Annotated in this window: 14 protein-coding genes; 11 read left to right on the top strand and 3 right to left on the bottom strand. The window is 26.5% G+C overall.

Annotated elements, in window-relative coordinates; all coding sequences use genetic code 4:
* Positions 1-10: 10 nt before the first annotated feature.
* From NX779_RS01230 to NX779_RS01240, 3 genes are all read right to left on the bottom strand, one after another.
* Positions 11-1231: a BspA family leucine-rich repeat surface protein gene (locus tag NX779_RS01230; protein ID WP_259430392.1), complete on the bottom strand. Its 1221-nt coding sequence runs from the start codon at positions 1229-1231 to the stop codon at positions 11-13.
* 190 nt (positions 1232-1421) lie between these two features.
* Positions 1422-2231 (bottom strand): BspA family leucine-rich repeat surface protein, encoded by an 810-nt coding sequence (locus NX779_RS01235; RefSeq protein ID WP_259430393.1) that lies wholly within the window; start codon positions 2229-2231, stop codon positions 1422-1424.
* The gene (locus NX779_RS01240; protein WP_259430394.1) at positions 2207-2584 is read right to left on the bottom strand and encodes a hypothetical protein; all 378 of its coding nucleotides are present in this window, start codon (positions 2582-2584) and stop codon (positions 2207-2209) included. Before NX779_RS01240 ends, NX779_RS01235 begins: the two co-directional genes overlap by 25 nt.
* 487 nt (positions 2585-3071) lie before the next feature.
* On the opposite strand from NX779_RS01240, the gene NX779_RS01245 reads away from it, so the two are divergent.
* The 11 genes from NX779_RS01245 (at position 3072) to frr (ending at position 13169) form a co-directional block, all read left to right on the top strand.
* A complete protein-coding gene (locus NX779_RS01245) occupies positions 3072-4421 on the top strand; it encodes a M20 family metallopeptidase (RefSeq protein ID WP_259430395.1) in 1350 nt (449 codons plus the stop codon).
* 225 nt (positions 4422-4646) lie between these two features.
* Positions 4647-5459, top strand: a complete 813-nt coding sequence (rpsB, locus tag NX779_RS01250) for a 30S ribosomal protein S2 (RefSeq protein ID WP_259430571.1) — start codon at positions 4647-4649, stop codon at positions 5457-5459.
* Positions 5460-5485: 26 nt separating this feature from the next.
* The gene (tsf, locus tag NX779_RS01255) at positions 5486-6373 is read left to right on the top strand and encodes a translation elongation factor Ts (RefSeq protein ID WP_259430396.1); all 888 of its coding nucleotides are present in this window, start codon (positions 5486-5488) and stop codon (positions 6371-6373) included.
* A gap of 10 nt (positions 6374-6383) precedes the next feature.
* Positions 6384-6968, top strand: coding sequence for a hypothetical protein (locus NX779_RS01260; protein ID WP_259430397.1), 585 nt, complete (start codon positions 6384-6386; stop codon positions 6966-6968).
* 187 nt (positions 6969-7155) lie between these two features.
* A complete protein-coding gene (locus NX779_RS01265) occupies positions 7156-8694 on the top strand; it encodes a PTS transporter subunit EIIC (RefSeq protein ID WP_259430398.1) in 1539 nt (512 codons plus the stop codon).
* The gene (gene srlD / locus NX779_RS01270; protein WP_259430399.1) at positions 8694-9452 is read left to right on the top strand and encodes a sorbitol-6-phosphate dehydrogenase; all 759 of its coding nucleotides are present in this window, start codon (positions 8694-8696) and stop codon (positions 9450-9452) included. Before NX779_RS01265 ends, srlD begins: the two co-directional genes overlap by 1 nt.
* Positions 9452-9868 (top strand): PTS mannitol transporter subunit IIA, encoded by a 417-nt coding sequence (locus NX779_RS01275; RefSeq protein ID WP_259430400.1) that lies wholly within the window; start codon positions 9452-9454, stop codon positions 9866-9868. The genes srlD and NX779_RS01275 overlap by 1 nt, the downstream gene beginning before the upstream one ends.
* Positions 9869-9915: 47 nt before the next feature.
* The gene (locus NX779_RS01280) at positions 9916-10707 is read left to right on the top strand and encodes a MurR/RpiR family transcriptional regulator (RefSeq protein WP_259430401.1); all 792 of its coding nucleotides are present in this window, start codon (positions 9916-9918) and stop codon (positions 10705-10707) included.
* A 7-nt stretch (positions 10708-10714) separates the two neighbouring features.
* Positions 10715-11701 (top strand): mannitol dehydrogenase family protein, encoded by a 987-nt coding sequence (locus NX779_RS01285; RefSeq protein WP_259430402.1) that lies wholly within the window; start codon positions 10715-10717, stop codon positions 11699-11701.
* A gap of 194 nt (positions 11702-11895) precedes the next feature.
* On the top strand, positions 11896-12609 hold the full coding sequence (gene pyrH, locus NX779_RS01290; protein ID WP_259430403.1) for a UMP kinase: 714 nt from the start codon (positions 11896-11898) through the stop codon (positions 12607-12609).
* Between the two features lie 11 nt (positions 12610-12620).
* Positions 12621-13169: a ribosome recycling factor gene (gene frr / locus NX779_RS01295; protein WP_259430404.1), complete on the top strand. Its 549-nt coding sequence runs from the start codon at positions 12621-12623 to the stop codon at positions 13167-13169.
* Positions 13170-13180 lie beyond the last annotated feature (11 nt).

Here is a 13180-nt window from a genome sequence, read left to right on the forward strand (position 1 = left end):
ACTAGTTTTATTATTTAGGCTCTATAAATTTAGGCATTTTATCTGGCGTCAATTTGCTTCCGTCTGCAAATCTACTAAAGGTTGGTGTACTACCAGTTATCTTACCATGTTCATCGCGTGTTACTTTGTAAGATTTATTAACTTTATCAACGTTTCAGTTTGATATATTATGTTCAAATGAACTTGCATTTTCAAAAACACCAATCATTGAACTTATATTCGAAGTATCTCATGCTTTATACTTAGTACCATCAGGTCTTGTTAATTCTCTTGTTGAGATATCTTGATTAAATGATTTTGAATTTTTAAACATTTCTTGAATAGCTTCAACTTTGTCTAAATTTCATGTTGTAATATTTCCATTAAAATCTTCAGCATTCATAAATGTTCACAACATTTGTAAAGCATTTGATGTATCTCATTTATCTAAATGTTGATTAAACCTTTTAGCACCTGAGAAAAGTAAATTTAAGTTTATTACTTTTGAAACATCTCAATCGTTTAAAGGTTGATTGAAAGATTCAGCATTTCAAAACACACCTTGAAGAATCATTGAATTTGATGTATTTCAATGATTTATATTTTGATTAAATTTCTTAGCACCTTGAAAAACATAAAACATATTAACAATATTTGAAGTATCTCAATTTTGAATACCTTCGATTTTTTCATTTTCATTATCTTTGAAAGTTGACATTAAAGTATTAATAAATCATGGTAATTTATCAGGAACTTGTTTTACAGTTTTTGGCATTTCATTAAGTGCTATTAGAAATTCTTCAGTGTTATTTAAAGCGTTATTGATAGTTCCTACTTGTCATCCCACATCAGTACATATTGTTTTATCTTCATTAAATTCTGCACTCTTATTATTTGAAAGAAAAGTTCCCAATTCAAGTTCAACTTCTTTGTTATTTCGCAGTACTTTGATATTAGTTTTTCCTTCTAAAGTTGTATCTAATAAACTTGAATCAACTAATGAAACTGTGCTTAATTTATGTTGTTTTAGTTCTTTGTTCAACTGATTAATTAGATTTTTGTGATATATTTTGTCTATTAGTTTATTTGAAAAATTTTCTTTTCAAATTGAATTAAACATTTCTTCTTGTTTTTCTTTAGATATTTTGTTGACAATAGCTACAGTTGTTCCTGCTGTCCCTCCCCCTAGTAAAACCAGTAAACCAGAAGCTATTAACAATTTATTTTTTAACGGTAATATAAATTTTTTCATTGTATTCTCCTAACTTGTTTTATTTTTTTAAACATATCTTATTATTTATTTTAATATTTTTTAACTATGTTTTATAACTCTTAATTTATTATGTCTTATAACTCTTAATTTATTATGCACGGAATAAAATTCAAATAAAAAAACAAGATTGCTCATATTTATGATGTATCTTGTTTAATTATATTTTTAGTTATTCAGGTTTTATAAAATTAGGCATTTTATCTTTAGTTAATTTACTTCCTGTTGCAAAATCATCAAAAGTTGATTCTGAACTGGTTATCTTACCTTCCTCATCACGTTCTACTTTGTAAGATTCGTTAACTTTATTAACATTTCAGTTAGATATATTTTGATCGAATGAAGTCGCATTTAAAAACACTTCATTCATTGATTTTATATTAGAAGTATCTCAAGCTTTGTATTTTTTACCATCAACTTCAATCTCTCTTGTTGATATATCTTGGTTGAATTTTTTAGCATTTTCAAACATTCCGTCAATTTCATTTACACTACTTAAATCTCAAGTTGTAATATTTCCATTAAAATTTTCAGCATCTTTAAATGTAGCTATCATTTGAGTAACTTTTGAAGTATCTCATTTACTCAAATCTTGATTAAATTTTTTAGCACCTCTAAACATACCACTCATATTAGTTGCATTTGAAGTATCTCAATTTGATATGTCTTGATTAAATGATTCTGCATTAGAAAAAGTATGTAATAAACCTTTTACTTTTGAAGTGTTTCAACTAGATAAATCTTGATCAAATTTTTTTGCGTCTTGAAAAACAACAAAGCGTAGAACTTCAAAATCTGAAGTATCTCAATTTTCAATACCCTTAATTTCTTTGTTTTCATTTCCTTTAAAAACTTCATCTAGACCATTAATAAATCAAGGTAATTCTGTTGGAACTTCTTTAACAGTTTTTTCCATAGTTTGAGGACTGATAATGTAGTGTCTTTTATTGTTATCTGTTAAAACAGTAAATTTTCAACCCATATCAGTACAAATTGTTTTTTCTTTATTGTAAGTAGCTTTTTTGATAGTGGCATAAATTCACCAAACTGAAGAGTGATTGTTTCATTTTTATATTTAACATTAAACTTTTCATCATTTCCAATGGTTGTGTCTAATAAAGCTGGAAACTCAAATGAAACTTCATCTGCATCTTTTTGTCTTAATCTTTTATTTAATTCTTTAACCAAATTTCCAAAATAAATAGGACGAATTAATTTTCCAGAAAATCCTTCATTTCAAATCGAATTTACCATTTGTATATTTTCTTTTATTGTTAAAACTTTTACTTCAACATGACCACTATACATCTCAGATTTAACAACTTTTATAGTCACTTTGTCATTGTTTACACTTACTTGAAGATCTTCTTTTTTAAGATCTTTAATATCATTGTTTTTTAAAAAAGCATCTATGATAGTATCTGGGTTTTTATCTTCAAGTCCTTTAAGTTTTAGATTTAAATTTTGTATATTACTGATATCTATTTTATTAGTCTTATTTTTATTTTGGTTAACAACAGCTATAGTTGTAACTGTTGTCCCCCCCTAATAAAAGTAGTAATAAGGCAAGTAATGCTCATTTTTTTCTGCCTTTTTTCTCTTCTAAGTTCTTATTTATATCTTTTTGCACCTATAATCTCTCATATCTTTGTAGGTAAAATTATTGTAAAACTTTTAAAATGTATTTTCTATATCTAATTATTTAACTTGTTATACTATTATTAGTTTAGTTGAATTCAAAAACTAATCTTTGAGTATAATTTCCATTATAGTTGTTAAAATGATATAAAAATTATATAGAGATATAAAAAGGAGAAAGCATATGAAAATTGATGAAAAAGATTTAATAAATAATTATTTTCCAGAAGCTTTACAAGAAACTAAAAAACTTATCTCAATACCTTCTTTTCTAACAGAACCTAAAGAAAATGCACCATATGGTAAAGCAACAAAAGAGGTTTTAGAATATACTATCGATTTAGCTAATAGATTAGGTTTTAAAACTTTTAAAGATCCTCAAAACAGATATGGATTTTTAGATTATGGTGATGGTGAAAAAACTTTTGTTATTTTATGTCACTTAGATGTTGTCCCACCTGGTAATATTGATCAATGAATTACAAATCCATTCGAACCAATTGAAGAAGATGGAAAATTAATTGGTAGAGGTTCATTTGATGATAAAGGACCTACTATGATGAACTTATATGCATTGAAATATTTAAAAGATCAAAACTATAAGTCTGATAAATACAAAATAAGAATGATTTTCGGTCTTACTGAAGAAACAACATGAGAATCAATCCGTGCTTATATTGCTGATCATGGTGTTGGAGATGCTGGTTATGTTCCTGATGGTGAATTTCCTGTAGTTTATGCTGAAAAATGAATTGTAGATTTAAATATCAAAACTAAAGTAAAAACTGATATTGAAATCAAAGGTGGATCGGCATTTAATGTAATTTGTGACACTGTTAGTTATAAAGGTCCTAAAATAGAAGAAATCTCTAAATGATTAACTGAAAATGAAATACCTAACTCAGTAGTTAAGAAAAAATTAATAGTTCAAGGAAAAGCAGGACATGGTAGTTTACCTTGAGTTGGAGTTAATGCTGCAACTTGACTAGCAAAAGCAATGTATGAAAATGATGTTCATCACCCTATAACTGATTTTTTAGCAAAAGATGTTCATTTAGACTTTAGTTTATCAAATGTGTTTGGTGATATTACTGATGAAACCGGATCATTAACTCAAAATTTAGGATTAATAAATATTAAAAGTGGAACTTCAACAGCAAGTTTTAACTTTAGAGTTCCAGTGTTTACAGAACCAAAACAAATCTTTATACCAACATTAACTGATTATTTAGAAAATTTAAATATTTATACAGAAGTTGTAACAATTGAAGATAGTGTTTATGTTCCAAAAGAATCAGATTTAATTAAAAAAATAATGAAAGTATATCAAGAAGTTACTGATGATTTAGAATCTAAACCATTAGCTATTGGTGGTGGAACTTATGCTAAATCAATGCCGAATGTTGTTGCGTTTGGAGCTGAATTTGATATTGAAGAATCAACAATGCATGCATACAATGAATATGTACTAATTGATGATTTGAAAAAAATGTTAGAAATTTATACAAAAGCAATTGTATTATTAACTGAATAATAACAAGAACCGTAAGGTTCTTTTTTCATACTAAAAACTGCTATTTAAAATTTAAATTTTTAAAATCATAAAAAAATGGTAGAATTAAATAGTTGATATATTTTTTAAAATTAATCAATACAAAAATAAGGATTCATTTCCCTAGTGCTCAAATTTAATAAAAAGAGTGGGAAATGTTCGAATTATTTTGAAGAACTAACAAATATTAAAGAAAGGTATAAAAACATGGCAAAAGAAATTACAAGAGAAGAATTATCTGCAGCTGGTGTTCAATATGGTCACCAAACTAAAAGATGAAACCCTAAAATGGCTCCATTCATTTACGGAGTAAAAAATAAAAACCACATCATTGATTTAGAAAAAACTGTAAGTCAATTAGCAGTTGCTCAAAAATTATTAGAAAACTTAGGTTCAAAACAACAAAAAGTTTTATTTGTTGGAACAAAACGTTCAGGTAAAAACGCAGTTAAAGAAGCTGCTTTAAGAAGTGGAAACTTCTACATTAACAACAGATGATTAGGTGGAACTTTAACTAACTTAAAAACTATCTTAATCAGAATTAAAGCTTTATGAGAAATTGAAGAAGAAGAGAAAAAAGGACGTTTAGCTTTAAGACCAAAAAAAGAACAAATTAAAATCTTAAAAGAAAAAGCTAAATTAGAAAAAGCATTAGGTGGAATTAAACAAATGCACAAATTACCAGCTGCATTAGTTGTTGTTGATCCAAAAGGTGATGAAATCGCAGTTCACGAAGCAAGAAAATTAAACATTCCAGTTATCGCAATTTGTGACACAAACGCAGATCCAGATATGGTAACAATCGCAATTCCAGGAAACGATGATTTACAAGAATCAGTAAACATTATCGTTAATACTTTAGTTGAAGCTTACGCAGAAGGAGCACAAATCAAAATGACTCCTTCAGTATTAAAAACTGTTGCTCCAAAAAGAGAACCAAGAGTTGAAAGACAAGTAAAAGCTGAAGCTAACGCTGAAGTTAAAGTTGAAGCAGCTTCAACTGAAAAAGAAGCAAAATAATTAAATAAACATAAAGGAGAAAAAACATGGCAGTAGATGCAAAATTAATTAAAGAATTACGTGAAATCACTCAAGCAGGGATGATGGATTGTAAAAAAGCTTTAGAAGCTACAAATGGTGTTGTTGATGATGCTATTGTTTGATTAAGAGAAAACGGATTAGCTAAAGCAGCTAAAAAAACTGATCGTGTTGCCGCTGAAGGTGTTGCTTTTGCTAAAGAAAACGATAACAAAGCAGTTATTTTAGAAATCAACTCAGAAACTGACTTTGTTGCTAAAAACGAAAAATTCACTACACTAGTTAATCAAATAGCTGATTCTTTATTAAATTCAAATGCTAAAACACTTGAAGAAGGATTAGCAGTTGTTATGAACGATGGACAAACTATTGAACAAAGTTTAGTAGCAGCAACTGCAACAATTGGTGAAAAAATTGTTTTAAGAAGATTTTCATTAGTTGAAAAAGGTTCAAGCAAAATTGCTATTTACAACCACGCAAACAAACGTGTTTCTACATTATTAGTATTTAACGGAAACATCGAACAAGCTGATGCTTACAACGTTGCAATGCACGTTGCAGCTATGGCTCCAAAATACATTAACATGGCTCAAATTCCAGCTGAATTCAAAGAAGCAGAATTCCACATTATTAAAGAACAATCTAAAGAAGATCCTAAATTAGCTGGTAAACCAGAAAATGTTTTACAAAACATTTTAAACGGAAAATTATCAAAACGTTTAGCTGAAGTTAGTTTATTAGACCAAGCATTCGTTGTTGATGAAAGCTTTAAAGTTGGAGATTTCTTATCAAAAAACAAAACTGAATTAGTTGAAATGATTAGATACGAAGTTGGAGAAGGAATCGAAAAAGTTGTTGTTGACTTCGCAAAAGAAGTTGCAGCTCAATTAAACTAGGAGAAAAATTATGTTTGACAGCGAAAAATACTTATCAGTTATTTCTATATTCTTAGTTTGTTTTAGTTTAGTTATAACAGCAATTATTACTTATTATCTTTATAACTTTGTAAAACAAAAAGCAGTAGCTAGCAAATTAAGAAAAACTTTTCTTATAACTATATTTTCAATTATAGGTTTAGGATTTGTGTTTGCTTTAACAGGTACTATTGCATATCAAACATCTGATATGAATTCAACTGGAAAAACTTACAAGTATCTAATAGCTACAAATGTTATTTCATTCTCGTTATTATTATGTGCAATTGCAGTATTATTTATATTTGTTCACAACATTGCAATCAAATTAACAGAAGATTCTATTTGATATCTAGGTGAAAAGATCGAATACAAAAACATTGCTAAAATCATTATCGATCCATCAAATGGTAATTTATATATCAATTACAAAGTTTCTAGAACTTATAAAAGAATAAGATATATTTCAAATTGTAGTTTTAAAAAGTTAATCATAGATAATGCAAGCAAAATGAATGTAGAAATCATAAATGATGATGCAAACAAATACTTTGAAAAATTAACAGGAAAAAAATAATTAAAATAATTAGAAAATAGTAACCTCGGGTTGCTATTTTTTTATGTTCATTTTCCTCTCAAATCATGAAATATTTTTTATCAAAAAACCTAAAAATGAAAAAATTTACTATTTAGTGTAAAAATATTTACACGTTATTGTAAATTTTTACACAAACAATTAAAATATCTTTGAGGAGGATGAACAAATGGATAAGAAAATTCAAATATCAAACAGTGAATGATCTAAAAAATTTAAAATCAGAATCCAAAAAACAGGTTCATTCATGGCCGGGATGATAATGCCTTCAATAGGTATTTTATTAGCCTGAGGTCTATGAACTGCAATGTTCTTATATGATTTCAATAACGATAAAAAATTAGGTTGATTTAATGCTCCTATGTTAGGTAGATTAGTTGAACCTGGTATTAAATGACTTTTACCGATATTAATCGCTTTTAATGGAGGTAGATTAGTATACGGATTAAGAGGAGGTATGTTAGCTACATTTATAATTGTTTCTACAATAGTTGGAACTGATTATATTTATGCTAATTACATTTTCCAAAATGTAAATGGAAAACTTGAACACCCTGCTTCTCCAAACCAATTTATTGGTGCGATGATAGTAGGGCCACTATCAGCACTTATATTAAAAAGAGTTGAAAAACTTTATCTAGATAAAGTTAATTCAGGACTAGAAATGCTGGTTAAAAACTTTGGAATGGCATTAATGGCTATTATATTAGGATTAGCTACATTCTGAGGTTGAGGTTGAATAATGTGAGGTATCACATTTACAATGATAACTATTATCAAACTATTTGGAGATAACAAATGAGTTGCTCCATTATTAGGATTATTTACAGAACCGGTTAAAGTTTCTTTCTTAAATAATGCCTTAAATCACGGTGTTTTAGGACCAATCGGAATTAACGAAATAGCTCAACAACAAAGTCAAGGAATCGCGAACCCAAGAAGTATTTTCTTCTTATATGATCCAAACCCAGGACCAGGATTAGGATTATTGATAGCTTATATTATTTTTTCTAAAAAAGAAGATAGATATAATGCATCTGCAAGTTCATTAATTCATACAATCGGTGGAATTCATGAAGTGTACTTTGTATTCATTATTAAAAAACCTAAAATGGTTATTGCAACTATGTTAGGAGTAGTTTCTGCTCAATTCGTAACTTCATATCTAGGAGGTGGAACAATAGCAACCCCATCACCAGGAAGTTTAATTGCATTAATCGCTTTATCACCAGGAACTCAAGCAATACTAGTTAACTTATTAGCGTTTGTTGTAGGCACTTTAGTTGCATTTGGAATAAGTGTTTTACTATTGTTAAAAGATAGAAAAAATCTTAATTCAGAAAATGTTGGTCAAGAAATCAAAATCACTGATGAAGGAATTGTTTTCAACAACGAACAAAACATTAATTCAGTAAATTCAAACATTAAAAAAATTGTTGTAGCTTGCGAAGCTGGAATGGGATCTAGTGCAATGGCAGCTGGTCTTATTAGAAAATGAATAAACAGTAATGAGTATAAAATTGAAGTTACAAATATAGCTGTAAAAGATTTAAAAGATGATTACGATATAGTAATTACAATGCAAAATTTCAAAGACTTTGCAAAACAAAAAGCACCTAGTGCACATATTTATCCAGTACAACAATTTATTGGTAAAAATATTTATGATGATTTATTTAAGTTAATTGAGCAAAAAGGAGAAAAATAATGGAAAAAGTAGCAATTGTAGCAGGTGGTGCTAAAAGTTTAGGTAAATATCTAGCAACAGGTCTTCATAGCAATGGATATAAAGTGGTTGTTTTAGATATCGACAATAACAATTTAGACAAATTAAAAGCAGAAAATCCTTCAATTGATACATATTTATGTGATTTAACAAGTGAGCAAGATGTTGTAAAAGTTTTTAAAGAAATTGAAAATAAATATACAACTATTGACACATTAATTTACAATGCAGGATGAGCAAAATCATCTAAAATAACTGATTTTGAATACGCTGATTTTATTAAAAGTGTAAAAATAAATTTAGATGGATATTTCTTAACAGCTAGAGAAGCTTCAAAAATAATGATTAAAAGCAATGCTGATGGAAAAATCATTCAAATAAATTCAAAATCAGGTAGAGTTGGATCAAAACATAACTCAGGATATTCAGCTGCTAAATTCGGAGGAGTTGGATTAACTCAAAGTCTTGCTTTAGATTTAGCTGAACATAACATTAGAGTAAACTCTTTAATGTTAGGAAATTTATTAGATTCTGAAATGTTTGAAAGTTTAATTCCACAATATGCTAAAAAATTAAACATTAAAGAATCTGAAGTTAAACAATTATACATTGATAAAGTTCCATTAAAACGTGGTTGTTCATTTGAAGATGTATTAAATGTATTATTATTCTATATTTCTGATAAAGCAAGTTATTGCACAGGTCAATCAATAAATATCACAGGAGGACAAGTGATGTAATGATATCAGAAAATAATATCTACTTAAATCAAGAATTTAGTTCTAAAAAAGAGTGTTTAGATAAAATCAAAAAACTACTAAAAGAACAAAAAGTTGCTAAAGAATATATTGATTCTATTGATAAAAGAGAACAACTTTCTTCTTTTAATATAGGTTCAAAAATAGCTATACCTCATGGAACATATGAAGGTATGAAATATATTAAAGAATCTAAAATAATAGCAATTCATTTAAAAAAACCGATAATATGAGATGATTCTGAAGTACAATTAATTATAGGTTTAGCATTAAAAGAGCAAGATCAAATTGATATTTTACAAAAGATTGCAATTAATGCTATGAATGACGTATTATTTGATGATTTATTAAAAAATCCAACTATAGAAAAATTTATTGATTTTAGTACTAGAGAATAATTTTTAAAAGCATCATTTTTAATAGTCATTTCAAAAAAGGTGAAATTATGTCGACAAATTTATTAAAAAAGATTAAAGATTTAACTGAAAGTGAAACCAACAATGACTATAAAAATATAGGTGCTTTTTTATTAAAAAATTATCAAGATATTAGAAATTTAACAATAACAAAAATCTCACAAGAATGTAATACAAGTCCTACTAAAATTACAAGATTTGCAGAAAAATTAAATTTAAAAGGTTTTAGTGAATTAAAGTATAGATTAGATGATATTTCAAAATCTATTATAATAGACAATAAGTTTGTTCCTATAAGTTCAAGAATAGATAATAAACCTCAATTTTTCAATGATTATTTTGAGATATTATTTGAATCACTAAAAAAACAAGAACAAAACTTAAACAATCAACCACTAAGTGAAGTAAATAAACTTATTTGTAAATCTAATAAAATTTATTTATTTGCGTTCAACCTTTCTTATAATGTATCTAAAAACTTTATTCAACGTTTAAGATGATATGGTAAAGATGCAATTTCTGAATCTGATTATATTTCTATTAAAACTTATTTAAATAGAATAAAGTCTAATGATCTAGTTATTTTAATATCTATTTCAGGAGAAAACGAATATATAAGAGAAATCGCAGAATCTCTTAATAAAAAAGTAAAAATTGTCGGATTAGGACCAAAAGAGAGTTCTTTAATTGAGTTATTTGATGAATATCTATACTTTGAAACTAGCGAATCAGAATTGTGAAGTATAAATTCAATTAAAGCTCAACTTACAATTCAATTACTAGATTTTGTTTATGTTAATTGATTAAAAAGTACTAAATAACAGAAAAATGAAATTAATACACTTTGGTGCGGGAAACATTGGTAAATGTTTAGTTGGATGTGTTTTATCTCAACAAGTAGATTTAATATATTTTGTAGATAATAACAAAAAAGTAGTAGATCAATTAAATAATCAAAAAGTTATTAAAATAAAAACTTCAGAACAAAAACAATACATAATAAATAATTTCAAAAGCTATTTATTATCTGATTTTTTAAAGTATAAAAACACTTGAGATGAAATAAATTTGATTACAATTTCTATAGGTGTAAATAATTTAGATCATATAAAAGATTACATACAAAAAATTATAGATTATAAATCAGCTAATCAACAACAACTTATTATTATGTGTTGTGAAAACAAAATTAGAGTCAGTTCTTGATTTAAAACTAAGTTTAATAATTTAACTTCAAATATTTATTTTGTTGATGTACTAGTAGATAGAATAATTCCTATTCAAAACAACAACAGTGATTTTTTAGAATGTGAAGATTACTATTTATGAGCTGTTGATAATAAACAATGACCAAAAGAAATTAATAAGTTAAAAGACTTAAAATATGTTGATGATTTTGATAATCAAATAGATAAAAAAATATATATGTTAAATGCAATTCACTGTTCAATTAGTTGATATGTATTTAAAAATATAGGTTATCAAAAATGTAAAACAGTTTATCAAGCTATGCAAATAAAACAAGTTGTTGATTTTGTAAATGATTTTCTAGATGAAGTGATTATGGTCTTAAATCATAAACTTAACATAGAACTTAAAAACTTAATTGATTATAAAAAAGAAATTATCAATAGGTTAAATAATAAATTTATTGATGATGATTTAAAAAGATTAGCTAGAAATTCCCAACTTAAATTATCAGAAAATGAAAGAATATTATTTTCTTTAAATTATGCAAAAACAAATAATTTAAAATATAAAACTATCCAGTTAAGTTATGAAAATGGATTAGAATATTTAAAAGAAAATGATTAATATAAAAACAAAATAAGAACAAGATGGCACTTTTATATTAGTGTGACTGTTCTTATTTTTTATACTAATAAATCAACTAGTTTAAATAACTTAGACTAACGATTAAAAAAAGATATTCTTTTTATGTAGAATTAAATATAGGATTTTTTATATAATTAAATAAGAATGATTTTTTAATTATTTTGAGGTGAAAAATGAAATATAAATATGAAACTGTCCTTTTAAAATTAAGTGGTGAGGCTTTAAAAGGTGACAGTGAAGTTTATGATAAAAAATGCTTAGAAAATATTTGTAGTCAAATAGTTGAATTAGCAAGAAATGGATTAAAACTAGCTATTGTTGTTGGTGGAGGAAATATCTGAAGAGGTAAACTTGGTCAAGATATCGGTATGCCACAAATTAATGCTGATTATATGGGAATGATGGCTACTGTGATGAACGGAATCGCTTTAGAAAGTACTATTAGATCATTAGGATATGATAAAGTAAACATCTATTCATCATTACCAATCAAAACTGTAACTGATGATTACAACTTTAAAAAAGCAAGAATAAAAATGAATGAAGGTTACATTGCTATTTTTGTAGGTGGAACAGGATATGCTTATTTTACAACTGACACTAATGCAACAATTAGAGCATATGAAATCGGAGCTGATGCTATTTTAATGGCTAAAAATGGTGTTAAAGGTATTTATGATAAAGATCCTAGAACAAATGATGATGCTAAATTCATAGATAAAATAACACATGAAGAACTTGTAGTTAAGCAATTAAGAGTAATGGATTTAACTGCAGCAACTTTAGCAAAAGATGCTAAATTAAAAATTGAAGTATTTGACATGTCAGGAGAAAACAACATTGTCAAAGTATTACAAAACAAATTAGAATCAACAATTATAGAATAGGAAACAAGTATATGATAGAACTAATTTTAGAAAACGCTCAAGATGAAATGAAAAGTACAATTGAAGCATACAAACAACACTTAAAACAAATCAGAACTGGTAAAGCTAGTGGAGCTATTTTAGATAAAGTTATGATTAACTACTATGGATCATTAATGCCATTAAATCAAATTTCTCAAATTACAACTCCAGAAGCAAATTTAATAGTAATTAAACCATATGATAGAAACATTATTCAAGAAGCTGTTGGAGCAATTCATAAAGCTGATTTAGGATTAAACCCAATTAGTGATGCTGAATTAATTAGAATTCCAATCGCACCATTAACTGAAGATGTTCGTAAAGATTTAGTTAAAAAAGTTCAAAAAGAATTAGAAGGATACAAAGTTAGAATTAGAAACATTAGACGTGATGCTATTTCTGAAACTAACAAAACTGAAGGATTATCAAAAGATATGATTTCAGATGTTGAAAAACAAATTCAAAACTTAACTGATAAATCAGTAAAAGAATTAGATGAATTAACAAAAGTAAAAGAAAAAGAATTAATGACAATGTAATTAAAAAGGGG

This window comes from Mycoplasma cottewii (assembly GCF_024918975.1).
GTDB classification, from domain to species: domain Bacteria; phylum Bacillota_I; class Bacilli_A; order Mycoplasmatales; family Mycoplasmataceae; genus Mycoplasma; species Mycoplasma cottewii.